Annotated in this window: 19 protein-coding genes and 3 pseudogenes; 10 read left to right on the forward strand and 12 right to left on the reverse strand. The window is 59.7% G+C overall.

The window, feature by feature from the left end:
• Positions 1-22 precede the first annotated feature (22 nt).
• Positions 23-1,348: an MFS transporter gene (locus Q8X48_RS16190; protein WP_407801145.1), complete on the forward strand. Its 1,326-nt coding sequence runs from the start codon at positions 23-25 to the stop codon at positions 1,346-1,348.
• 67 nt (positions 1,349-1,415) lie between these two features.
• Here the strand turns inward: Q8X48_RS16190 and Q8X48_RS16195 are convergent, their stop codons facing one another.
• The gene (locus tag Q8X48_RS16195; RefSeq protein WP_407801146.1) at positions 1,416-2,828 is read right to left on the reverse strand and encodes a type VI secretion system Vgr family protein; all 1,413 of its coding nucleotides are present in this window, start codon (positions 2,826-2,828) and stop codon (positions 1,416-1,418) included.
• 225 nt (positions 2,829-3,053) lie between these two features.
• Between Q8X48_RS16195 and Q8X48_RS16200 the strand changes: the two genes are divergently transcribed.
• A complete protein-coding gene (locus Q8X48_RS16200) occupies positions 3,054-3,758 on the forward strand; it encodes a YebC/PmpR family DNA-binding transcriptional regulator (protein ID WP_007976978.1) in 705 nt (234 codons plus the stop codon).
• 136 nt (positions 3,759-3,894) lie between these two features.
• Here the strand turns inward: Q8X48_RS16200 and Q8X48_RS16205 are convergent, their stop codons facing one another.
• From Q8X48_RS16205 to Q8X48_RS16220, 4 genes are all read right to left on the reverse strand, one after another.
• Positions 3,895-5,208 carry a leucine-rich repeat-containing protein kinase family protein gene (locus Q8X48_RS16205; protein ID WP_407801147.1) on the reverse strand — a complete coding sequence of 438 codons (1,314 nt, stop codon included), beginning with the start codon at positions 5,206-5,208 and terminating at the stop codon, positions 3,895-3,897.
• Positions 5,209-5,401: 193 nt separating this feature from the next.
• A complete protein-coding gene (zapE, locus tag Q8X48_RS16210) occupies positions 5,402-6,526 on the reverse strand; it encodes a cell division protein ZapE (protein ID WP_407801148.1) in 1,125 nt (374 codons plus the stop codon).
• 169 nt (positions 6,527-6,695) lie between these two features.
• Positions 6,696-7,448: an anti-sigma factor family protein gene (locus Q8X48_RS16215; RefSeq protein ID WP_407801149.1), complete on the reverse strand. Its 753-nt coding sequence runs from the start codon at positions 7,446-7,448 to the stop codon at positions 6,696-6,698.
• Positions 7,445-7,951 carry an RNA polymerase sigma factor gene (locus tag Q8X48_RS16220; RefSeq protein ID WP_095966533.1) on the reverse strand — a complete coding sequence of 169 codons (507 nt, stop codon included), beginning with the start codon at positions 7,949-7,951 and terminating at the stop codon, positions 7,445-7,447. The genes Q8X48_RS16215 and Q8X48_RS16220 overlap by 4 nt, the downstream gene beginning before the upstream one ends.
• Positions 7,952-8,109: 158 nt before the next feature.
• Here Q8X48_RS16220 and Q8X48_RS16225 point away from each other — a divergent pair, with 158 nt between their 5' ends.
• The 3 genes from Q8X48_RS16225 to Q8X48_RS16235 all read left to right on the forward strand — a co-directional run bounded on the left by Q8X48_RS16225 (position 8,110) and on the right by Q8X48_RS16235 (position 11,242).
• Positions 8,110-9,195, forward strand: coding sequence for a catalase family peroxidase (locus tag Q8X48_RS16225; protein WP_407801150.1), 1,086 nt, complete (start codon positions 8,110-8,112; stop codon positions 9,193-9,195).
• Complete coding sequence (locus tag Q8X48_RS16230) at positions 9,192-9,737, forward strand: cytochrome b (protein WP_007976988.1); 546 nt, start codon at positions 9,192-9,194, stop codon at positions 9,735-9,737. The genes Q8X48_RS16225 and Q8X48_RS16230 overlap by 4 nt, the downstream gene beginning before the upstream one ends.
• Before the next feature lie 167 nt (positions 9,738-9,904).
• Positions 9,905-11,242 carry a hypothetical protein gene (locus Q8X48_RS16235; protein WP_407801151.1) on the forward strand — a complete coding sequence of 446 codons (1,338 nt, stop codon included), beginning with the start codon at positions 9,905-9,907 and terminating at the stop codon, positions 11,240-11,242.
• Positions 11,243-11,296: 54 nt separating this feature from the next.
• Here the strand turns inward: Q8X48_RS16235 and Q8X48_RS16240 are convergent.
• A pseudogene (locus Q8X48_RS16240) lies at positions 11,297-11,680 on the reverse strand (hypothetical protein); the annotation flags it as partial.
• Between Q8X48_RS16240 and Q8X48_RS16245 the strand changes: the two are divergent.
• The 3 genes and pseudogenes from Q8X48_RS16245 to Q8X48_RS16255 all read left to right on the forward strand — a co-directional run.
• Positions 11,673-11,852 (forward strand): annotated as a pseudogene (locus tag Q8X48_RS16245) (catalase); the annotation flags it as partial. The pseudogenes Q8X48_RS16240 and Q8X48_RS16245 overlap by 8 nt on opposite strands.
• A 23-nt stretch (positions 11,853-11,875) precedes the next feature.
• Positions 11,876-12,028: pseudogene (locus Q8X48_RS16250) on the forward strand (cytochrome b); the annotation flags it as partial.
• 154 nt (positions 12,029-12,182) lie between these two features.
• Complete coding sequence (locus Q8X48_RS16255) at positions 12,183-13,532, forward strand: hypothetical protein (protein ID WP_407801152.1); 1,350 nt, start codon at positions 12,183-12,185, stop codon at positions 13,530-13,532.
• Between the two features lie 54 nt (positions 13,533-13,586).
• On the opposite strand, the gene Q8X48_RS16260 is transcribed toward Q8X48_RS16255, so the two are convergent.
• Entirely contained in the window at positions 13,587-14,738 is a 1,152-nt protein-coding gene (locus Q8X48_RS16260) for a M14 family metallopeptidase (protein ID WP_407801153.1), read from the reverse strand.
• Between the two features lie 487 nt (positions 14,739-15,225).
• Positions 15,226-15,567 carry a DUF6124 family protein gene (locus tag Q8X48_RS16265; RefSeq protein WP_015094348.1) on the reverse strand — a complete coding sequence of 114 codons (342 nt, stop codon included), beginning with the start codon at positions 15,565-15,567 and terminating at the stop codon, positions 15,226-15,228.
• Positions 15,568-15,696: 129 nt separating this feature from the next.
• On the opposite strand from Q8X48_RS16265, the gene Q8X48_RS16270 reads away from it, so the two are divergent.
• The gene (locus tag Q8X48_RS16270; RefSeq protein ID WP_407801154.1) at positions 15,697-16,344 is read left to right on the forward strand and encodes a LexA family protein; all 648 of its coding nucleotides are present in this window, start codon (positions 15,697-15,699) and stop codon (positions 16,342-16,344) included.
• 39 nt (positions 16,345-16,383) lie between these two features.
• Here Q8X48_RS16270 and Q8X48_RS16275 read toward each other — a convergent pair whose 3' ends face one another.
• The 4 genes from Q8X48_RS16275 to Q8X48_RS16290 form a co-directional block, all read right to left on the reverse strand.
• Positions 16,384-18,339: an acetyl/propionyl/methylcrotonyl-CoA carboxylase subunit alpha gene (locus Q8X48_RS16275; RefSeq protein WP_407801155.1), complete on the reverse strand. Its 1,956-nt coding sequence runs from the start codon at positions 18,337-18,339 to the stop codon at positions 16,384-16,386.
• Complete coding sequence (locus Q8X48_RS16280; protein WP_007981004.1) at positions 18,339-19,151, reverse strand: gamma-carboxygeranoyl-CoA hydratase; 813 nt, start codon at positions 19,149-19,151, stop codon at positions 18,339-18,341. Before Q8X48_RS16280 ends, Q8X48_RS16275 begins: the two co-directional genes overlap by 1 nt.
• A 132-nt stretch (positions 19,152-19,283) precedes the next feature.
• Positions 19,284-20,891, reverse strand: a complete 1,608-nt coding sequence (locus Q8X48_RS16285; protein ID WP_407801156.1) for a carboxyl transferase domain-containing protein — start codon at positions 20,889-20,891, stop codon at positions 19,284-19,286.
• 12 nt (positions 20,892-20,903) lie between these two features.
• Positions 20,904-22,067 carry an isovaleryl-CoA dehydrogenase gene (locus Q8X48_RS16290; protein ID WP_008031893.1) on the reverse strand — a complete coding sequence of 388 codons (1,164 nt, stop codon included), beginning with the start codon at positions 22,065-22,067 and terminating at the stop codon, positions 20,904-20,906.
• A 304-nt stretch (positions 22,068-22,371) separates the two neighbouring features.
• Here Q8X48_RS16290 and Q8X48_RS16295 point away from each other — a divergent pair, with 304 nt between their 5' ends.
• Complete coding sequence (locus Q8X48_RS16295) at positions 22,372-24,069, forward strand: AMP-binding protein (RefSeq protein WP_407801157.1); 1,698 nt, start codon at positions 22,372-22,374, stop codon at positions 24,067-24,069.
• Positions 24,070-24,094: the final 25 nt, after the last annotated feature.

The following is a 24,094-nucleotide window of genomic DNA, read 5'->3' on the forward strand; positions in this document are numbered from 1 at the left end:
ACACCCTGAGGTCAGAACCACAATGAACAAGCACATCGGCACCATCAAGCGTTGGCGCGTGCAGATCTTCGCGATCACCTGGCTTGCCTACGCCGCGTTCTACTTCACCCGCAAAGCCTTCTCGGTGGCCAAACTCGGCATCGCCGAAGACCCGACCTTCATGCTCGACAAAATGGCCATGGCCAACCTCGATGCCATCTACCTGACGGCTTACGCCGTCGGCCAATTCACCTGGGGCATCCTGGCCGACCGCTTCGGGCCGCGGGTGGTGGTGCTCGGCGGGTTGCTGATTTCCGCTGGTGCGGCGCTGGTGATGGGCAACTTTGCGACGTTACCGATTTTTGCTACCTGCATGCTGGTACAAGGTCTGGCGCAGTCCACCGGCTGGTCGGGATTGTGCAAGAACCTGGGCAGTTTCTTTCCCTCCGAACAGCGCGGGCGGGTTTTGGGCCTGTGGAGTTCCTGCTACGCCTTTGGCGGGCTCGTGGCCTCGCCGTTTGCCGGCTGGTGGGCGTATACGCTCATCGGCACCTGGCATGCGGCATTTGTTTCCAGTGCGGTGGTGGTTGGGCTGGTCGCCGTGCTGTTTTTTATTTTCCAGCGCAACAAACCTGAAGACGTCGGCTTGCCGGCTGTGGAACCGGAGCCAGAACAGACCGCTGAAGAAACCCTTGCCCAAAGCAAAATCAGTATCTGGGTGCCACTCAAGGAAATCCTGCGCAACCGCACGGTACTGGTGCTGGGGCTGGCGTACTTCATGCTGAAACCGGCGCGCTACGCGATTCTGCTGTGGGGACCGGTGATCGTCTTCGAACAGATGCCTTCGGTGGGCAAGGTCGGTGCGGCGATCATTCCGACCTCGTTCGAGCTGGCCGGGTTGCTCGGGCCGATCATGATCGGCCTGGCCTCGGACAAACTGTTCGGCGCCCGGCGCATGCCGGCTTGCGTTCTCAGTCTGTTGGCACTCACCGTGACCCTGGCATTGTTCATGGGCGCCCTGCATACCGGCAGTGTGGTCCTGGTGGTGGCGCTCTTGTTCGTCATGGGCTTGACCCTCTACGGGCCGGACTCGATGATCAGCGGCGCGGCGGCGATCGATTTCGGCACGGCCAAGGCCGGCGCGACGGCAGCCGGGTTCGTCAACGGTTGCGGTTCCGTCGGAGCGGTGCTTGGCGGATTGCTGCCAGGTTACTTCGACTCGGTCACGGTGTTCATTGTCTTCGCCGGCTGCGCGATGTTCTCGGCGCTGGTGCTGATCCCGCACTGGAACAGCCGCCCCGGCGGCCTGAAAACCAACCATCCCTCCGTGCCCGATCGGGCGATGAACATCAAACCCCTGCGTACCTGAGTGCTGTTCTTCGTCGCCGATGTGTACATCGGCGGCGGTTACACCGGGCTGTGGACCTCGATCATGCTCATTGACGGTGGAGCAGCCAGTCGAACAGCAGGCGGGTATCGCCACGGGGTTCACGGGGCGGTGGGCGCAGAGGTTGTGGCCGAGGGCCCAGCGCCGTACAGAGCACCGGGCGATCCGGGTCACTGTCGAGGAAGATCACCTGTACCTCACTGCCGGCCACGGGCAAGCGGGACGGATCGATCCAGTCCTCGGCGGTGGTCAGCGCCAAGGGTAGCCACAGGCCGCTGGACAACGACTCTGTGGCTGAATGTGTGGCGGGCCAGAGGTTCACCCGAATCCGGCCATCCTCGTCCACTGTCGGTGGTTGTCCGAGCGGGCCGCACACCTGGCCTGGCTGATACCCGGGGATACTCGGCCTGGGTTGTTTAAGCGCGGGCCTGAACACCGTCGACCAGGGGATGGCGCTGAATTGATTGCGGTAACCCAGGGCCATGCCCGTTGAGTCGTCGAGCAGAATCGATGGCTGGCACCCCTGATGGCTTGTTTCGGTCACCAGCCATTGATCATTGAAACTCGCCAGGGGATGCCCGGCCACCTGAACGATCCGGCCGCTGCGTAATGCTCCCAGATTGCTTTGACCGTGGATCTGCAGGTGCCGGCACCGCAGGCGTTCCAGTTGTCGCCGGCTGAGCTGGTCGCGATGCTGCTGTTCGCCCGCGAGAACCTGTCTGGCCGTGGTGAACGAGTGATTGGCTGCACCGTCGCTGATGTCCGCTGCACCAGGATTGCTCGCACCCGGGCGCACAGGGGGGAGCGAAGCATCATTGCGCTGGAACAATTCGCTGATCACAGGTTGGTGATGGTCGTTGCCTGCGTCGCTGCGCAGCGGCATGAGCAGTGGCTCCTGGGGGAAACTCAGGCTGTCATCGGCCAGTACCAGTACATGGCCGTCGCGTTGATGCTCGAAGTGGTAATGGATGCCTTCTTCCTCGCACAGTCGTTGCAACAATGCCAGGTCGGTTTCTTCGTACTGAATGCAAAAAGCTCGCACGGGATAGTGCCCGGTGGCCAGTTCAAAGCGATAACTGCTGGCGGGCAGCCCATGTTCCTCGAGCAACTGGCGCAGGATCATGGGCACGCTGGCGCGCTTGAAAACCCGTCGGCAGCGTTGCTGCTCCAGTTTCTGGATACCGGACACCAGCACCAGTTTGTAAGCGACCCGGTGTGCGCTTCGATATTCACACCCGGCGCTGTGCAGCACGCCATGTATGCCCTGGTCGTGGCCGAACTCGAGAAACACCGGCTGGTGCAGCAATCGTTCAAGGTTCAGGGCCGGTGCCAGGCCGATAACCTCGATTTCGAATCGATAGGGCTGGTTGAGTGCTTCGTGACCGCTGAACCGGACCACCTGGAAACTCAGGTCGTCATCGAGAAGCGTCAGGGTGGTGGGACTTTCCTTGTCGTTGTGCATCGAACACGCTGCCGCCGTTGAATAAGGTGCAAAGCGTACGAAACCCCGGCGCATTGCGGACAGGCCAAAGCGGCATTTCAGAATCCCCCTACAACCGCTGGTGAAGATGTCGATGCCAGTCGGGATTTTTTGGTCGATTGCCAACTTTAGGCCGTATAAACTTGCGCAAAGCGTCGGCCAATGGTTGTCTCGACGCCACAGATGTCACAGATAAGAGAGTGAGAAATGGGCGCACAGTGGAAGGTTAAACACAAAGAAGCGGCAGCCAATGCCAAGGGCAAGATCTTCGGCAAACTGGTGAAGGAAATCACCATCGCTGCGCGCAATGGCGCTGATGTTGCTACCAACGCGCACTTGCGTCTGGTGGTTGAACAGGCCAAGAAAGCTTCGATGCCCAAGGAAACACTGGATCGCGCCATCAAGAAGGGCGCGGGCCTCTTGGGCGAGACCGTGCAGTACCATCGCGTGACCTATGAAGGGTTCGCCCCGCATCAGGTGCCGTTGATCGTCGAGTGCGTGACCGACAACATCAACCGCACCGTTGCCGAGATCCGCGTGGCGTTCCGCAAGGGCCAACTGGGCGCTTCCGGTTCGGTAGCCTGGGACTTCAACCATGTCGGCATGATCGAAGCGTCGCCGGACACCCCGGACGCCGACCCGGAAATGGCCGCCATCGAAGCCGGTGCACAGGATTTCGAACCGGGTGAAGAGGGTGCAACCCTGTTCCTGACCGAACCGACCGACCTCGACGCGGTACAGAAAGCCCTGCCGGAACAAGGCTTCACCGTGCTGTCGGCCAAACTGGGCTACCAGCCGAAAAACCCGGTCAGCGGCCTGAGCGACGAGCAGATGGCGGAAGTCGAGGCGTTCCTCGAAGGCCTCGACAACCATGACGACGTGCAGGACATGTTTGTCGGGTTGGCGGGTTAAGTCTTTGTGTCAATGACGGTTCTGTTGTCTGTCAGACCGTCATCGCGAGCAAGCTCGCTCCCACATTAGACCGCGCCCAACCAGGCAACTCGGTCAACTGTGGGAGCGAGCTTGCTCGCGATTGACCGCATAGCGGTCACAGACTTTCCAATTGCCGCACGACTTCGCTAAACCCCGGCCGCTCCAGCACCTGCGGTTGACAGCAACACCGCTGCAGATCTTCCAGCCCCTCACGCCGTTCATCGCTCAACCCCGAGTCGATCCGCGCCAGCAATTCCCCCAGCAACACCCCGAATGCCCGCACCTCGATTCGCTGCAAGGCACGGCTTTCAAGGCTGTCGGAAATCCCGTGGAATGATGCCGCGCCAAAGTCCCCCAGCAAGCAGTCTCCCTGCTCATTCCACAGGATATTGTGCCCGTAGAGGTCGCCGTGGGTGATGCCATGGCTGTGCAGGTGTTCGGCCACGGAGGCAATGCCCGAGGCAATGCGCAGCGCCACGGCCACACTGAGGCGCAAGTCGTCGGGGTAGATGTCACGGCTGCACGACGCCAGGGTCGGCAGTCCGGCGAGGTTGCGGTAACTCGGTGCGATCAGTTGCATCACCAGCCCGGCGGTTTGCTGCGGGTGATCGACAATCCGCCCTTCGACGCGGATCAGGTTCGGGTGAAGGCCGGCGGTGATGCAGGCGTTCATCTCGTGCAGCGGTGAACCATCGCTGGTCATTTCGCCCCTGTAGAGCTTCACCGCAACGGCCATGGGCGGTTGCTCTGCCTGTTGCCAGACTGCCTGATGGATCACCCCGGATGCACCTTCGCCGAGCTTTTTTTCCAGGCGCAATGCCGACCAGTCAATGCGCGGTGTCGCGTCGAGGGCCGCGGCGTCGGCTTCGGTTTCCAGCGGGTTACCGGCGTACGCCAGCCAGGTCAGGCTCGGCAATTCCAGCAACCATTGCGGTAACTCGGTCAACTGGTTGGCGGCGATGCGGATCAGTTCCAGCCGATGGCATTGACGCAAGGATTCCGGCAGTACGTGCAAACGGTTGCCGGCGAGCATGAGCTTTTGCAGGTATGGCCGCTCTCCCAACTCGCTCGGCAGCGTCTCGATGCAGTTGTCGGTCAGGATCAGCCAGCGTAGCAGCGGTGGCAGTGCCGCAGCGGGCACGTGGGCAATGCGGTTGGCCTTGAAGCCGATCATCGTCAGTGCGGCGCATTGGCCCAGGCAGGCCGGCAACTCGGTGAAGCGGTTATCGGAGCAGAACAACACGCGCAGACGGGTCAGGCGATGCAAGTCTTCCGGCAGGGCGCTCAAGGCATTGCCGCTGAGGTTGAGTACTTCCAGCGAGTCCGCCAGATCGAAAATTTCCCGAGGGAATTCGCTGAGGCCGTCGACCAGATCCAGCCGCGTGATGCCTGACAACTCGCCGGCACGCAATTGAGCAAGGGTATGCATGAACAGATTCGCCATTAGCCAAGGGGAGGACGCGTGGGAAATGGGCGACATGATAGCGGGAAAGATGTGGCGCCTGTCAGGCCGCTTTCGCGAGCAGGCTCGCTCCCACATTGGATCTGTGCCACGACAGAAATCCAATGTGGGAGCGAGCCTGCTCGCGAAGGGGCCAGTCAATGCAATAAAAAGATATCGATCAAACTGGCTCGCTGACTTCGACCAGTTGCCCCAGTCGACTGCGGGTGCGTGCCAGATCAATGGCATCGCCGTCCAGGCATTCGCGCAGGGCGTGCTGTGCGAGCAGCGTCAGGTGCTTGTCCTGGTCGTACAGTACGTCGATGAGGTTGATGAAGCGCTGTTGGGCGGCCATCGAGCACTCAGCGAGCCGCGGCAGGTCATCGATGATCCAGCGATCGAAGCGGCGGCACAGCTCCAGGTAATCCATCACGGCCACAGGCTGGTCGCACAGGTCGGCGAAAGTAAAACCGATGCGGCGCTCATCGCACAAACGCGCCTGGAAATGCCGGGTGCCTACGGGGAGCAATAGGGGCGGGGCGCCGCGATCCGGCAGATTCAATGAGCGCCGCTGCACCGCGCTGGCCGGCCACACATAATGGCCTTGGGTGAACAGCTGCTGCGCGTGACTGCGGACCTGGCTGCGATAGTCGTGCGGACCGCCGACTTCCATGACTTGCATGCGTGCATTGATCAAGTCGATCACCGGTTTGAAGCGGGCATGGTACAGCGGATTGGGCAACAGGCCTGCGGGCGGGTAGTTGGAGGTGACCAGCAACAGGATGCCACGCTGGAACAGTGCCTTGAACAACCGGGTGATGAGCATCGCATCGCCGATGTCGTGCACATGGAACTCATCGAAACACAGCACCCTGCAATCGCTGAGCAGGGCATCCAGGGTGATCGCCAGGGCATCAGGATGATCGCGGTGCTCGAACATGCCCTGGTGCAGTTGGGCGAAAAACTGATGGAAGTGCAGGCGTTGTTTATGCGCGAGGGGAACGGCGCGGAAAAAACCGTCGAGCAGCCAGCTCTTGCCGCGCCCCACGGCACCATGCAGGTAAAGGCCCGGAAGGGTTTGCGTCGAAGCGCCCATCAACAGGCAGGTATGCCGGGCCATGCAGTCGATCACGCGTTGCTGGCTGTGACTGAGGGTGTAGCCCCGGGAATGGGCCTGGTGACGAAAGTAGTCGTGGATAACCTCGCTTGCCTCGGCGCTGCCGGCAGCCGGTGCCTTGCCGAGAAGGCGACGCAACGATTGCCAGCGCGATTTGATTCGCGAACGATTGGGTGGTCGAACGGCCACTGAGATGTCACCTCTGGTGTGCGGGCAGGCTCCCCGAGCTGCGGCGGCATAGTTTAACCAGAGCAGGGAATGTGCTTCCAGCGGAGTTGACCTGTCCGGGCCACCGTAACCGGGTTCTGAAGGAACACCGCAAACCCTGTGGGAGCAAGCTCGCTCCCACAGAGGGGGATCAGAACCGAGTGGTCTGCTTGAGCATCTGCGCCGCCGCTGTGTCCGCCGGGCTGACCATCGCATAGTTGTAGCCAGCACCCGACCAGTACTCGGCCTGCAGGTCTCCATCGCTACGGCTGCCACGGGGCAGTAGGAAGTTTTTCGGTCCTGGCGGGCGCACATAGAAGCTGATTTTCTGCCCGCCCTGATTCTCGTAGACCACCATCGCTGCCGGGCCTTGCTCGGTACTCAGCAAACGCCCGCTGGCCGGCTTGAACCCGGCCCCCGAGAGGTCGGGCAGGCGATTGGCCCGGGTGAAGTAGCGGTCGAGCCAACCTTGCATGTCACCGTCGTCGCCGGCCTTGTAATCCGCCGGCAGGATGCCTTGCTGGGCAATCAGGCGATACGCCTGCAGGGCATCGGTCATTGGAAGCTGGGGGCTCGCAAGTGTCATCTCCCGCGCTTGCCAACCGCTGAAACCGCCGACGCTGACGGCGATGAGCAATACCGCGGCAGTGGCCAGGTGTCGACGGGATTGGCGTTTGAGGCGCTGGCGTATCACCACCGGATCCAGGTCCGGGTTCGACGGTTGTTGCAAGGCGCCACTCAAGGCCGCGCGCAGTGTCTGGGCATCCTGCTGCCAGGCGCGCACTTGTGCCGCCACGGGCGGGTTACTGGCCAGAAATGTCTCCACCAGGCGCCGGTCGGCGTCGCTCAGTTGGTGGTCGACGTAGGCGTGCAGGTCTCGCTCGCTGGGGGGCATGCTGATCATTTGAGTCTCCGCAGGGATGGGCGGTTGATTTCGCCATCGCTGAGTTGGCGCAGGGCTTGGCGAGCCCGGGACAGGCGGGACATCACGGTGCCGGTGGGTACGTCGAGAATCTCGGCGACCTCTTTGTAACTCAAGCCTTCTACCGAGACCCAGAGCAGCAGCGCGCGTTGTTCGGTGGGCAGTTGATCGAAGGCATTGAGGGTCGATTGGGCAATGACCGTGCGCTCCACCGAGGGCTGGGCATCGTCACGCCCGGTGAAAAAATCGAGCATGCGCGCGTAGCGCCGGGAGCGGCGGTGTGCATCGAGAAACTGCCGATACAGAATCGAGAACAGCCAGGCGCGCAAGTCGCCCTCGGCGCGTTTGCCAGCCCAACTCGACAGTGCCCGCTCCAGACTCGCCTGCACCAGGTCGTCAGCGCTGCTCGGGTTGCGCGTCAGCGACACGGCGAACCGTCGCAATCGGGGAATGATTTCTCTGAGTTGTTCGTCGATATCGTTCATGAAGTTCTGGCTAGTCACTACGCTTGGGACTAGGAAGACGCCCGGTACTCAAGGTTATTCCACGCCTGAAAAAATAAATACCGCGTGTGGGAATAAACCTGTGTGCGGTTCGTCTGCTTGATTCTTCTCACTTGTGGCCGATGGCCCTGGAGTCTTTCATGGTAGATCGATCATCACCGCCCACCCGGCCACCCTTGAGTGCGGCCAGCCTGACGTTGCGTCTGGCGGGCATTGCCGTGGTCGTTGCCGCACTGGCAGGGGCGTTTGCCTACGTCAACGGCACCTTCGACCCACAGCGCCTGACCCCGAAGAAACTGATCAACGTGCTGGAAACCAACAACGGCGTGCATCCGGGTTTCCGTCGCAACCATTCAAAAGGCGTGTGCGTGATCGGGCACTTCGAAAGCAGCGGTGAGGTGCGCAGCTATTCCACCGCTCAGGTCTTCAATGAGGCGCAGACGCCGGTGGTCGGGCGTTTCGCCTTGCCGGCCGGTAACCCCTACGCGCCGGACAGTGCCGTGCCGATCCGCAGCATGGCCTTGCGCTTCACTCAGGCCAACGGCCAGCAGTGGCGCACCGGGATGAACAGCATGCCGGTGTTCCCGGTGGGCACGCCCGAGGCGTTCTATCAATTGCAAAAAGCCCAGTCACCAGACCCGGCCACCGGCAAGCCGGACCCCAAGGCGGTGCCCGCATTCTTTGCTTCGCACCCGGAAGCGGCACCTTTCCTGGCCTGGATCAAAACCGCCAAGCCGTCGGCCAGTTATGTGACCGAAAACTACAACAGCGTCAATGCGTTCTACCTGGTCAACGCGGCGGGCCAACGCCAGGCCGTGCGCTGGAACATGGTGCCTCTGGCCCAGGATGCACCCGGGGCCACGGCGCCGGAGGGCAGTGATTTCCTGGAGAAAGACCTGGTCCAGCGAATTGCCGCAGGTCCGTTGCGCTGGCAACTGAACATCACCCTGGCCAACCCCGGCGATCCGGTGAACGACGCCAGCAAGGCCTGGCCCGAAGGACGCAAGGTGTTGAACGCTGGCACTCTGGTGCTTGAAAAGACTCAGCCGCAACTCAACGGCGAATGCCGTGACATCAATTACGATCCGCTGGTGTTGCCTGCCGGGATCGAAGGTTCCGACGACCCGTTGCTTGCCGCTCGTTCAGCCGGTTACGCCAATTCCTACCTGCGTCGCACCAGCGAAGTCAGCCAGTTGCCCGCCGCCACACAGGAGACCCGGCAATGAGCACTCAACCGAACCACTTTGCCCCGCTGGCACGCCTGCTGCACTGGCTGATGGCGCTGATGATCATCGCCATGCTGTTTATCGGTGCCGGCATGGTCGCCTCGGTGTCCGAGCGGCATGAATGGCTGATCCATTTGCACAAACCCTTGGGGGTCGCGATTTTGCTGTTGGTGATTGTGCGTCTGGTGGTGCGTTTTTCCACCACGCAACCTCCGCTGCCGGCGGACCTGCCGGGTTGGCAAGCGCTGGCGGCCAAGGCTTCGCATGTCTTGTTGTATGCACTGATGCTGGTCTTGCCGCTGCTGGGCTGGGCGATGATTTCGGCATCGGGCGAACCGGTGATGCTCAGCAGTTCGTTGCAACTGCCGTCGATTGTGTCGGCGAATGCACAGCTGTTTGCGTTTTTGCGCAAGGCGCACGGGTATCTGGCGTATCTGCTGTTTCTGACCGTGTTGCTGCATTTGGCGGCCGCGTTGTTTCACGGTTGGGTGCGGCGAGATGAAGTGCTGGACAGTATGTTGCGGGGTAAGGATCGCGGTTGATCTCGCTGGGCTGTGATTTGGCTTTTGTCACAGGGTGATCGTCTGCTTACCTGTCAACTCTGACAGTTTCGCTGATCTGAAAAAGCACGTTCAATGCTCAAAGACTGCAGTGGTCCCGAATGGGGTCAGTCGGACAGCACTGATCGTGCCATTCAGGGAGACGAACCATGTTCAAGTCTGCAGGTGTGCGTTCCATACGACGCGCTTTTTTCGGGCTGTCGTTAGTGTGTTTGGCGGTGATACTCGGTGCTTGTGCGCATCCGCCGACGACTGACTCCGGAGAACCGAAAAGCTGGGTTGTCGAAAATGTTGCGAGTAAATCGACAGCAGAGCTGTATGCGGATTTGATTGCGCCGGCGGTTTTCGAACGTTCGAGTTCGAAGGTTATTGATGGTTATACCGTTGAGAGTGGCAAGCTGCGCATGCCAGATAAGTCCGAGGGTTCGCTGGTGACGGTGCGTACGGCAAATGGAAGTCTTGTCTCGTTAGTCAATAAGCCAGGCAAAAGCGGGCTGTTTTTAGTCAACAAACAAGGCTTGAGTACGTTTAGTCCAGAGCCGAAATTTGATCCGGCAGTCGAGGACGGCATTCCAAGTCCCGATGAAAAAGTTGCCACGGCGCTGGTAAATTCAGCCAGCGAGGATCCCAAAATTGTTGATGTCTTGTTGGGCTATTCTCGTGCGGCGGTTAATCGAGTAGGCGGGGATGTGATGGCCCATGCGTTATCACAAATAGAGTCTGTTAACTTAGCCTTGAGAATCTCAGAGGTTTCCAATGTTTCACTTAGATTGGTCGGGATTCAGGTAGTGGAGCAGAATTACCCAACAACGACCGGGACCCTGGGGCAATTAAGAACGATTTTTTCTGCAGGCATGGCCGAATACGTACCTGACATAATTTATGGTTTTTTTGATTCGACTCCAGAGGATACGGCCACAGGTTGGGGGAATATAGGAGGCCGTGCGGGTATTGGATTGGCACGTAGCATCAATACGTATAGGCATGAGGTAGGTCACAATGCTGGAAGTATTCATTGCAATTCCAACGGCGGGGCTAAATACCATTATGGGTATAACAATGGGAAGACTTCTACGATTTTGTGTGGAGAGTCAACGGGGTACTATTCAACACCTGCTCTGAACGATGAGTTCGGTTTGCCGCGTGGGGATGCTGTAACCGCAGATACAGCGCGTATATGGCGCGAAAATGCTGAGCGGCTATCCTCTTACGCTCCCTCCCGGCCAACCGCGCCAGGAAACTTTGCCAAAGTTGGGTCAACTGCTAGTACGATTACTTTTAGCTGGAACGCATCACCTGAAGCCGTTCGATATGAAATATACAGTGTGAACGTTGCTTTGGACCCCTTGCCAAAAAAAATTGGAGACAGTACAGCGCTAACGTTTACCGCAACCAATATTTCAGGGGAGGCACTGTACTTTGTTAAGGCTGTTAGTTCTATTGGACTGGTTTCAGTCCCGAGCAATTCCGTTGTTGCAAGGCCATAAATGCTCAAGTGAGTGACGCGGCCTATTGTCAGGCCACGTCACTATGTAATCGAATCAGCGCAGGGTATCGACCATATCCGCAAGCGTGGTCAGCACATCCTTCCCCAACTGCTTCGACCGCTTGCCCGACCAGCCCGTCAACGGATTCGGATGATCATCATGATCCTTGAACGGCATTTCCAGGGTCAGCGACAGGCAGTCGTACTTCTGGCCAACGCTGTTGCAGGCCAGCGTCATGTTGGCCTGGCCCGGTTCGTCGCGGGTGTAGCCGTACTTGGTCTGGAAGTCTTTGGTGGTGTGCTTCAGGTGGCTGCGCAAGTGTTCTTCGAGCTTTTCGATCCGTGGCGTGTAGCCTGGATTGCCTTCGCAGCCGGCGGTGAACACGTGAGGGATTTCCTCGTCACCATGGACGTCGAGGAACATATCGACGCCGTACTTCAACGGCGAATGCCGTGACATCAATTACGATCCGCTGGTGTTGCCTGCCGGTATCGAAGGTTCCGACGACCCGATGCTCGCCGCTCGTTTCGCCGGTTACGCCAATTCCTACCTGCGTCGCACCAGCGAAGTCAGCCAGTTGCCCGCCGCCAAACAGGAGACCCGGCAATGAGCACTCAACCGAACCACTTCGCCCCGCTGGCGGCCAAGGCTTTGCATGTCTTGTCGTATGCACTGATGCTGGTCTTGCCGCTGCTGGGCTGGGCGATGATTTCGGCATCGGGCGGACCGGTGATGCTCAGCAGTTCGCTACAGTTGCCGTCGATTGTGTCGGCGAATGCTGGGCTGTGATTTGGCTTTTGCCACAGGGTGATCGTCTGCTTACCTGTCAACTCTGACAGTTTCGCTGATCTGAAAAAGCACGTTCAATGCTCAAAGACTGCAGTGGTCCCGAATGGGGCCAGTCGGACAGCACTGATCGTGCCATTCAGGGAGACGAACCATGTTCAAGACTGCAGGTGTGTGTTTCATACGACGCGCTTTTTCCGGGCTGTCGTTAGTGTGTTTGGCGGTGATACTCGGTGCCTGTGCGCATCCGCCGACGACTGACTCCGGGGAACCGGAAAGTCGGGTTTTCGAAAATGTTGCGAGTAAATCTACAGCAGAACTGTATGCGGATTTGATTGCGCCGGCGGTTTTCGAACGTTCGAGTTCGAAGGTCATTGATGGTTATACCGTCGAGAGTGGCAAGCTGCGAATGCCAGATAAGTCCGAGGGGGCGCTGGTGACGGTGCGTTCGGTTGACGGAAGCTTGACAGCATTGATCAATAAACCAGGGCAATTCGGTTCTTTGCATGTTGATAGTAAGGGGGGAAGTCAGTTTATTTCCGAGCCTGAGACTAATACCGATTTTGAAGATGCTGTTCCCAATCCGAATGAACAGGTCGCTACAGCACCTGTGGATTCGGCTCAAGCAGAGCACTTTGTTGTAGATGTACTGATGGGGTATTCCAAGGCGGGGGTTGATAGAGCGGGTGGCGATGCGCATGCCGACGCCCTGGCCAAGATTGAGTTGGTCAATATGATGTTGCGCAATTCATTGGTTGACAACGTTTCATTGAGACTGGTTGGTATTCAGGTAGTTGAAGATAATTATCCGATTACATCTGAAACCCTTGGGGGGTTACGTACAATTTTTGCCGAGGGTATGGCCAAGTTTGAGCCAGATGTTACGTACGGTAATTTTGCTGTTGATATTGTGCCGGGAGGGGTAATCGGAATGGGCTGGATGCCTGGTAGGTCTGCGATAGGCGCATCGAATAGGCCTTCGACATTCGCTCACGAGATTGGCCACAATGCGGGCAGTCATCACTGCAACGATAACGGGGTGAATAACTATCGTTTTGGATATTTTAATGGAAAGTCGCGAAGTATTTTATGTAAAGGTCCAAATTCAATTTATTATTCGACACCGGCCGTCTTGGATCAGTATGGTTTACCTTTAGGGAATGCTGTAACCGCCGATACAGCGCGTGTCTGGCGCGAAAATGCTGCCCGGCTATCCTCTTACGCTCCCCCCCAATCTCCACCAACAGCGCCAGGAAACTTTGTCAAAGTTAGGTCAAGTGCTAACACGATTACATTTGGCTGGAACGCATCACCTAAAGCTGTTCGATATGAAATATACCGTGTGAACGTTGCTTCGGATCCCTTGCCAAAAAAAATTGGAGATAGTACAGCGCTAACGTTTACCGCAACCAGTATCTCAGGGGAGGCACTGTACTTCGTTAAGGCTGTTAGTTTTATTGGACTGGTTTCAGTCCCGAGCAATTCCGTTGTTGCAAGGCCATAAATGCTCAAGTGAGTGACGTGGCCTGTTGTCAGGCCACGTCACTATGTAGTCGAATCAGCGCAAGGTGTCGACCATATCCGCAAGCGTGGTCAGCACATCCTTGCCCAACTGTTTCGAGCGTTTGCCCGACCAGCCGGTTTCCGCATTCGGATGATCGTCATGATCCTTGAACGGCATTTCCAGGGTCAGCGACAGGCAGTCGTACTTCTGGCCGACGCTGTTGCAGGCCAGCGTCATGTTGGCCTGGCCCGGTTCGTCGCGGGTGTAGCCGTACTTGGTCTGGAAGTCTTTGGTGGTGTGCTTCAGGTGGCTGCGGAAGTGCTCCTCGAGCTTTTCGATCCGTGGCGTGTAGCCTGGATTGCCTTCGCAGCCGGCGGTGAACACGTGAGGGATTTCCTCGTCACCATGGACGTCGAGGAACATATCGACGCCGTACTTTTCCATCTGCTGCTGAACGAACAGGACCTCTGGGCTGATTTCCTGGCTGGCGCTCTGCCAGGCACGATTGAGGTCCTGGCCCATGGCGTTGGTGCGCAGGTGGCCGTGGAAGGCACCATCCGGGTTCATGTTCGGCACCAGGTACAGGTCGGCGCTGGCCAGCAGTTTGTTCAGCACCGGGTCGTCGTGTTTTTCCAGGCGTTCGATCACGCCTTCCATGAACCACTCGGCCATATGTTCGCCCGGATGTTGCTGGGCAATCATCCACACCTTGCGTCGACCTTCGGCCCCGGTGCCTTTGCGCAACAGCTGGATGTCACGGCCTTCGACACTCTTGCCGGTGGCCAGCAGTTCGGTACCGGCCTTGCTCAGCGCCTGCTCGATCAGCCAGTCGTGACGGCCACGGCTGTAGGGTTCGAAGTAGGCGAACCAGGCGTGGGTCTGCTCGGCTTCGAGGCTGAAACGCAGGCAGTCGCCTTCGAAAATGGTGGGTACGCGGAACCAATTGACGTGATCGTAGGACGCCACCGCCTGATAGCCGGTCCAGGCCTTGTTATAGGAGGACTGGCTGGCATTGTTCAGGCGAAACCAGTGCTCCTGGCCGACATGCAGGCCGCTGGCCTTGAAGTGGAACCACTGGAAATGGGCGCTGCGGGTGTCCGGGCGAATGGCCAGAAGCGGTTTGAGCGGATCGCTGATGTCGATGACTTGGATGTTGCCGCTGTCGAAGTTGGCACTGATGTCGAAAGAGGATTTGCCCACGGTCATAATCGGGTCCTGAATATGATTTTTATCGCGGCTACTTTACACGCAAGAGAGGGGTGAAACCGAGGGAAATTGCGGGGTGCAGGGGTGGGGGCGTCCTCCTTGACGCCGACGCAGCTTAGAGGCTATGCGATTGATTCTCAAGTGCTATCTGTCGCTGGTTTGAACCCATGATGCCGGGCCTCTCTTGCCAACTGGCATTCTTTTGATATCATCCGCGCCATCGAATTTGCGGCACCCAAAGACTTCATTAGCCTGAAGCCAAAGCCAGAAAAAACTGGCAAAAAAAAAGACCCGGCAAAAAGCCGGGTCAAAAACCGTGATTAGCCTGATGAGGAGATAGTCCAGGAGACCGACCTAAGGTCACCTGGTCCATCGACTGATCTCGCGACCAGTTGCTGCAATAATAATCATTCTCGTTTGCGGGTCAAGTGTTTTTACCTGCGCGACAGGAAAGTTCTTTCCTGTCCTCTCGATTTGCCTTCTCACTTCAAGCGTTTTCATACTTTTCCAGCGAGCGATCGACCATCGCCTTGGCCATGTCGATCATGTGCACCGTCGAAAACGCCAGGTCACGGTTTGCGCCTTGCAGGTGACTGGCTGATTCGTACGCGGTGGCGGCCGCACAGCGCAGCAGGTCCAAGGCATGGACCAGGGCCTCTTCGCCGCTGATGTTGCGGTTGACATCAAAAAAACGCGACTCGGCCACTTCCTCCGAAACGGCAGGCTTCAGGTAATAGTCCAGCGCGCGTTGAGCCGCCGCCGAGTCCAGGGATGAGGTGAGGGTAGTGTCGATTTGCGCGTCCGGCAGGTCATTGGCGGGTGGGTTCATGGCGATGGCTAGCTCCGTGTTAGATTCAGATCCGTGAGCTGATCCTAATACGAACTGTATTTGTGACGAGGATTTAAATACTACAATTTGTGTTTTGATGGTCGGAGGCGCCCACGTATCGTGCCGCACATGGATAAATGGATTGAATTGGTCAAGGCCAAGATGAGTGAACTCAAAATCACTCAAGAGATACTCGCCGAGCGCCTCGGGATGTCCCAGGGGGGCATTGGCCATTGGCTCAACAAACGTCGTGAACCCGGCATCGAAGACATGAACCGTGTGTTGCAGGCGCTGGGCCTGGAGTTTCTCGAAGTGGCGCTGGTGATCCGGGAGCCGCAGGCGTCAGCGGAGGACGAAATCCCCCTGTCCCACAAGTACAACCCGTACTTTCGCTACCCGATCAGTGATTGGCGCGAATCTGTCCAAGTGCGCGACGGCGAGGTCCCGGTGTACGGCCAGGAGCGCTATGAACTGTCCGATTACCACGCCCGGGGGCCGGCATTCTGGTTGAGAGTGGCGGGCGATGCGATGACCGCGCCCCATGGCATCAGCATCCCGGAAGGCATGTTGATCCTGGTGGACCCGGCCGTGGAAGCCGTGCCTGGCAAACTGGTCATTGCCCAGTGGCCGGACAGCACCGAAGCCACGTTTCGCAAGCTGATCGAAGAGGGCGGTCAGCGTTATCTGGTCCCGCTCAATCCGACGTATCCGAAAGCCTTGTACGCCGATGAGTGTCGAATCATCGGCGTAGTGGTTCAGGCAACCGCCAGGTTCTGATCAGATCGGTCCTGGCAATGCGCAGGACCGATCTTCATTTCACGCTTCTTCCAGTTCGACCAGCGCACTGCCTTCGCTGACCATTTCGCCTTCCTGGCAATACAGTGCCTTGATCACCCCGGCATGGGGCGCGCGAATGCTGTGCTCCATTTTCATCGCTTCCAGTACCACCAACTGCGCCCCGGCCTCGACCGATTGCCCGGCCTCCACCAGCACGCGGACGATGCTGCCGTTCATCGGTGCGGTCAGCCCGCCCTGATGGCTGTGGCTGGCCTCGACGGCGCTGATCGGGTCATAGGCCTCGATGCGGTGCAATTCGCCATCCCACTGCAAATACACACGCTCGCCACGGCGTATTGCCCGGTGTTGACGGCGCACGCCAGCCTGCTCGGTCAACAGATGCTCACCCTTGAGCCGGGCACTGTGAGCATTGATGTCGCCCAGCGTCAGTGCACGGTCCTGGCCTTCACAACTCAAGTGCAGAGTGATTTCTCTCGGCAAACCGGCACGCAGACCATTAGGCGCCGCCCACGGTGAGCCCGGGTCATCGGCACGGGTTGCGTGCGGCTGGCTCTGGGCAAATGCCTGGGCGGCGGCTTGCCAGAACTCATCGCCGAGTTGTGCTGGCGCTGGCAGCAACTGTTCCTGATAGCGAGGAATGAAGCCGGTATCGAGTTCGGCAGCTGCGAACGCCGGGTGACCGATGATGCGCCGCAGGAAGTTGATGTTGGTCTTCAATCCGCCGATGGCGAACTCGTCGAGCATGCTCAGCAGGCGCAACCGTGCCTGTTCACGATCCTCGCCCCAGGCAATCAGTTTGCCGAGCATCGGGTCGTAGAACGGCGAAATTTCATCGCCTTCTTCAACGCCGCTGTCCACCCGGCGCCCAGACCCCGGGGCGGATTCGCGATACAACTCCAGGCGACCGGTCGCCGGCAGGAAATCATTGCCCGGATCTTCGGCGTACAGCCGCACTTCGATCGCGTGGCCCACCAGCGGCACCTGATCCTGGGTCATCGGCAACGCTTCACCGCGTGCCACGCGAATCTGCCAGGCCACCAGGTCGAGACCGGTGATGGCTTCGGTGACCGGGTGTTCGACTTGCAGGCGGGTGTTCATCTCCATGAAGAAGAATTCGCCGCGGGCATCCAGCAGAAACTCGACGGTGCCGGCACCGACGTAGCCGATGGCCTGCGCCGAGCGCACAGCCGCTTCACCCATGGCGCGCCGCAGTTCCGGACTCAGGCCCGGTGCCGGGGCTTCTTCGACGACCTTCTGGTGTCGGCGCTGAATCGAGCAGTCACGCTCATTGAGGTACAGGCAGTTGCCGTGCTGGTCGGCGAACACCTGGATTTCCACGTGACGTGGCTTGAGCAGGTATTTCTCAACCAGCATCCGCGAATCGCCGAACGACGATTGCGCTTCACGCTGGGCCGAGGCCAGGGCTTCGGCCAACTGGCTGACGTCCTCGACCACTTTCATGCCTTTGCCGCCACCACCTGCGGTGGCCTTGAGCAGCACCGGGTAGCCGATGCGTTCACAGGCGGCGCGGAAGGTTTCCAGGTCCTGGGCTTCGCCGTGATAACCGGGCACCAGTGGCACGCCGGCGGTTTCCATCAGGGCTTTGGCCGCGGACTTGCTGCCCATGGCGTCGATGGCAGAGGCAGGTGGGCCGAGGAAAATCAGGCCGGCGTTTTCGATGGCGCGGGCGAATCCGGCGTTCTCCGACAGAAACCCATAGCCGGGGTGAATCGCTTGGGCGCCGCTGGCCTTGGCGGCGGCGATCAGTTTGTCGATCTGCAGGTAGCTGTCGGCGGCTTTGCTGCCACCCAGGTCAACGCGAATGTCGGCTTCGCGGCTGTGCCGGGCGTCACGGTCGGTGGCGCTGTGCACGGCCACGGTCGTCAGGCCCAGGGCCTTGGCGGTGCGCATCACCCGGCAAGCGATTTCGCCACGGTTGGCCACCAGCAGGGTGGTGAGGACAGGTGCGCTCATCAACGGGGCTCCTTGGTGGTTTCGGCTTGCCAGCTCGGCGGACGTTTTTGCAGGAAGGCACGCAGGCCTTCCTGCCCCTCGGGGCTGACGCGGATGCGGGCGATGGCGTTTTCGGTGTAGCGGCGCAATGCCGGGGTCAATGAGCCGTCGCCGACTTCGCGCAACAGATCCTTGCTGGCGCGCATGGCCGCCGGGCTGTTGAGCAGCAGATTGTCGATCCACTGCTCGACTTTCTGTTCCAGCTCGGCGCTGGCATAGCTCTCCGACAACAGGCCGATCTCCCGTGCCCGTTGCCCGCCAAAGCGCTCAGCCGTCAGGGCATAACGCCGGGTCGCGCGCTCGCCGATGGCTTGCACCACGAATGGGCTGATCACCGCGGGTGCCAGGCCGATGCGCACTTCCGACAGGCAGAACTGCGCGTCATCGGCACCGATGGCCATGTCGCAGCAACTGATCAGGCCCAGCGCGCCGCCGAAGGCTGCGCCTTGCACCACGGCCAAGGTCGGCACTTTGAGTTTGGCCAGGTTGTACATCAACTCCGCCAGTTCCCGGGCGTCATCAAGGTTGGTGGCGTAATCGAGTTCGGCCGATTGCTGCATCCAGGCCAGGTCAGCGCCGGCGCTGAAGTGCTTGCCACGGCCGCGCACGATCAGGAAGCGCAGGCTTGCATCGCTCGCGACTTTGTCGAGGGCGATGATCAGTTCGCGGATCATTTCGGCGTTGAAGGCGTTGTTCTTTTCTTCACGGCTGAGCCAGAGAGTCGCAAAACCCCTTGGATCGCTCAGCAGTTCGAGGGTGTTGAAGTCGCTCATGTTGTCCGTCTCCACGGCTCTTGTGTAGGAGCGAGCTTGCTCGCGATGGGCTACAGGGCGGCGCGTTTTTTCAGAAAACACGCGTTATCGTTAACGTCCATCGCGAGCAGGCTCGCTCCTACAGCAAAAAAATCACATCCGGAACACGCCGAAGCGGGTCGGTTCGATTGGCGCGTTCAACGACGCGGACAAGGCCAGGGCCAGTACGTCGCGGGTCTGGGCCGGGTCGATGACACCGTCGTCCCACAGGCGCGCGCTGGAATAGTAGGGGTGACCCTGTTCTTCGTACTGGTCGAGGATCGGTTGCTTGATCTCGGCTTCCTGCTCGGCACTGAAACCATGGCCGCTGCGTTCGGCCTGTTCGCGCTTGACCTGCACCAGCACGCCGGCCGCCTGTTCGGCGCCCATCACACCAATGCGTGCGTTTGGCCACATCCACAAGAAGCGCGGATCGTAGGCGCGACCGCACATGCCGTAGTTACCGGCACCGAAGCTGCCGCCGATGATCACCGTGAACTTCGGCACCTTGGCGCAAGCCACCGCCGTCACCAGTTTCGCGCCGTGCTTGGCAATACCGCCGGCTTCGTATTTCTGGCCGACCATGAAGCCGGTGATGTTTTGCAGGAACAACAACGGAATGCCGCGCTGGCATGCCAGTTCAATGAAGTGCGCGCCTTTCTGCGCAGCTTCAGCGAAAAGAATGCCGTTGTTGGCGAGGATCGCGATCGGGTAACCGTGCAGGTAAGCAAAACCGCAGACCAGCGTTGTCCCGAACAGCGCCTTGAACTCGTCGAACACCGACCCGTCCACCAGTCGCGCGATGACTTCGCGCACGTCGAACGGCTGCTTGGCATCGGCCGGCACCACGCCATACAACTCGTCGCTGCTGTAGAGCGGGGCGATCGGCGTGCGTTGTTGAACCTCGCCTTGCTTGCGCCAGTTGAGGTTGGCGACGCTGCGACGTGCCAGGGCCAGGGCGTGTTCATCGCTCTCGGCGTAATGGTCGGCCACCCCGGAAATCTTGCAGTGCACATCGGCCCCGCCGAGGTCCTCGGCGCTGACCACTTCACCGGTCGCGGCCTTCACCAGCGGCGGGCCGGCGAGGAAGATGGTCGCTTGCTCGCGGACCATGATCGCTTCGTCGGCCATCGCTGGCACGTAGGCGCCGCCAGCGGTGCAGGAGCCCATGACCACGGCAATCTGCGGAATGCCCATGGCGCTCATGTTGGCCTGGTTGAAGAAGATCCGGCCGAAGTGCTCGCGGTCCGGGAACACTTCATCCTGACGCGGCAGGTTGGCGCCGCCCGAATCCACCAGGTAGATGCACGGCAGACGGTTCTGCTGGGCGATGGTCTGGGCGCGCAGGTGTTTTTTCACGGTCAGCGGGTAATACGAGCCACCTTTTACCGTGGCGTCGTTGGCGACGATCATGCACTCGACGCCTTCCACGCGACCGATCCCGGCGATCACGCCCGCAGCGGGGACGTCTTCGCCATACACCTCATACGCCGCCAGTTGGCTGATCTCCAGAAACGGCGAACCCGGATCGAGCAAGCGGTTGATGCGCTCGCGAGGCAGCAGTTTGCCCCGCGAGGTGTGGCGTTCCTGAGCCTTCGGGCCGCCACCTTGCGCCACTTGGGCGAGCAGGGTGTGCAGGGCGTCGACCTGCTTGAGCATCGCCGCGCTGTTGGTGGCGAACTCCGCTGAACGGGGGTTGAGCTGGGTATGCAGGGTAGCCATGGACAGCTCCGTTTAGCGGGTTTCGTTGAACAGTTCGCGACCGATCAGCATGCGACGGATCTCACTGGTACCCGCGCCGATTTCGTACAGCTTGGCGTCACGCAACAGACGGCCGGCCGGGAATTCATTGATATAGCCGTTGCCACCGAGAATCTGGATCGCGTCGAGGGCCATTTGCGTGGCACGTTCGGCGCTGTAGAGGATCACGCCGGCGGCGTCCTTACGCGTGGTTTCGCCGCGCTCGCAAGCCTGGGCCACGGCGTACAGGTAGGCGCGGCTGGCGTTGAGCTGGGTGTACATGTCGGCGACCTTGCCCTGGATCAGCTGGAATTCGCCGATGCTTTGGCCGAACTGCTTGCGGTCGTGGATGTACGGCACGATCAGGTCCATGCACGCCTGCATGATCCCGGTCGGGCCACCTGAAAGGACGACGCGCTCGTAGTCGAGGCCGCTCATCAGCACTTTCACGCCGCCGTTGAGTACGCCGAGGATGTTTTCTTCCGGCACTTCGACGTCATCGAAAAACAGCTCGCAGGTGTTCGAACCGCGCATGCCAAGCTTGTCGAACTTGTTGCTGCGGCTGAAACCTTTCCAGTCGCGCTCGACGATGAAGGCGGTGATGCCGTGGGGGCCCTTTTCCAGGTCGGTCTTGGCGTAGATCACGTAGGTGTTGGCGTCCGGACCGTTGGTGATCCAGGTCTTGCTGCCATTGAGCACGTAGTGGTCGCCACGCTTGTCGGCGCGCAGTTTCATCGAGACCACGTCGGAACCGGCATTCGGCTCACTCATGGCCAGCGCGCCGATGTGCTCGCCGCTGATCAGCTTCGGCAGATACTTGGATTTCTGTTCGTGGTTGCCGTTGCGGTTGATCTGGTTGACGCAGAGGTTGGAGTGGGCGCCATAGGACAGGGCCACCGAGGCCGAACCGCGGCTGATTTCTTCCATGGCGACCACGTGAGCCAGGTAACCCAGGCCAGCACCGCCGTACTCTTCCGGCACGGTGATGCCCAGCAGGCCCATGTCGCCGAATTTGCGCCACAGGTCGGCGGGGAACAGGTTGTCGATGTCGATCTGAGCGGCGCGCGGGGCGATCTCCTTAGCGACGAAGGACTGGACCTGATCGCGCAGCATGTCGATGGTTTCACCGAGGGCAAAGTTCAGGGATGGATAGCTCATGGGTCACCTTTTGGCTTTTTTATGGGGCGGGGGAGGGCCGTGATTGGGTTCTCACCTTTACGTTAACGTAAGCCTGTGACGAATGGCTGTCAATCACCCTTTACGTTAACGTCAACTTGAGCGAGAGTAGAGCCAGTTCAAGATAGAACGCGGATCAGTTCCTGTAGGAGCGAGCTTGCTCGCGATGAACTTGAAGGCGACGCATTTTTCAGGTGGTACGCGTCATCGTTGACCTCCATCGCGAGCAAGCTCGCTCCTACAAGAGGCCGCCGGTAGCCCATAAATAAAGACAATAGGGGTCGTCATGGATCAACCCAGTGCAAGCCCGCAACGCAGTTACACCCGTGGTTCCCAGGACAAAGCCTTGCTGGCGATGACCATCGGCCAGGCGTTCGACAACACGGTCGCGCAGTACCCGGACGGGGAGGCGCTGGTGGTGCGCCATCAACAGCTGCGTTACACCTGGCGGCAACTGGCCGAGGCCGCGGACCTGCACGCCAGGGCGCTGCTGGCGCTGGGGCTGCAAGCCGGGGACCGCCTTGGTATCTGGGCGCCGAACTGTGCGCAGTGGTGCATCAGCCAGGTTGCCACCGCGAAAATCGGCGTGATCCTGGTCAATATCAATCCGGCATATCGCAGTTCCGAACTCGAATACGTACTCAAGCAGTCCGGCTGCCAATGGCTGGTGTGTGCGGGCGCCTTCAAGACCTCGAACTATCACGCGATGCTGCAAGGCCTGGTGCCCGAGCTGGCCGAGCAATCCATCGGCAAACTGCAGAGCGAGCGGTTGCCGCAGTTGCGTGGCGTTATCAGCCTGGATGCCCTGCCGCCGTCGGGGTTCCTGCCCTGGTCGCAACTGGCTGGTCTGGCGGACAGCGTGACGGTCGAGCAACTGCATGAGCGCCAGAACAGCCTGCGTTTCGATCAGCCGGTGAATATCCAGTACACCTCTGGCACCACCGGTTTCCCCAAGGGCGCGACCCTCAGTCACTACAACATTCTCAACAACGGTTACATGGTCGGTGAAAGCCTGGGCCTGACGGCGGCCGATCGCCTGGTGATTCCGGTGCCCTTGTATCACTGCTTCGGCATGGTCATGGGCAATCTCGGCTGCATCACCCATGGCAGCACGATGATTTATCCGAACGACGCGTTCGATCCGTTGCTGACCCTCGGCACTGTGGCTGACGAAAAAGCCACAGCGCTGTACGGCGTGCCGACCATGTTCATCGCCATGCTCGATCAACCTCAACGTGCCGAATTCGATCTGTCGAGCCTGCGCACCGGGATCATGGCAGGCGCGACCTGTCCTATCGAAGTGATGCGCCGGGTCATCAGCGAAATGCACATGAGCGAAGTGCAGATTGCCTACGGCATGACGGAAACCAGTCCGGTGTCATTGCAGACCGGTCCTTCAGACGACCTGGAATTGCGCGTGACCACCGTCGGCCGCACCCAGCCGCAGCTTGAAAGCAAGATCATCGACGAAGCCGGCAACCTGGTGCCGCGAGGCACCATCGGTGAGCTGTGCACTCGCGGTTACAGTGTGATGCTGGGTTACTGGAACAACCCCGAAGGCACCGCAGAAGCCATCGATCAGGCAGGCTGGATGCACACCGGTGATCTGGCGAGCATGAATGATGAGGGCTACGTGTGTATTGCCGGGCGCAACAAGGACATGATCATCCGTGGCGGTGAGAATATTTACCCGCGGGAGCTGGAAGAGTTTTTCTTCACGCATCCGGCCGTTGCGGATGTTCAGGTGATTGGCATTCCATGCTCGCGCTACGGCGAAGAGATCGTCGCCTGGATCAAGTTCCACCCCGGCCACAGCGCTACCGAACAAGAGCTGCAAGCCTGGTGCAAGGAGCGCATCGCGCACTTCAAGACACCGCGTTACTTCAAGTTCGTGGAAGAGTTTCCAATGACCGTAACCGGCAAGATCCAGAAATTCCGGATGCGCGAGATAAGTATCGAGGAGTTGCGCATCAACAAAGGCTGAACACAACCCAATGTGGGAGCGAGCA

The organism is Pseudomonas sp. QLc11A (assembly GCF_052112305.1).
Lineage (GTDB): Bacteria > Pseudomonadota > Gammaproteobacteria > Pseudomonadales > Pseudomonadaceae > Aquipseudomonas > Aquipseudomonas laurylsulfatiphila.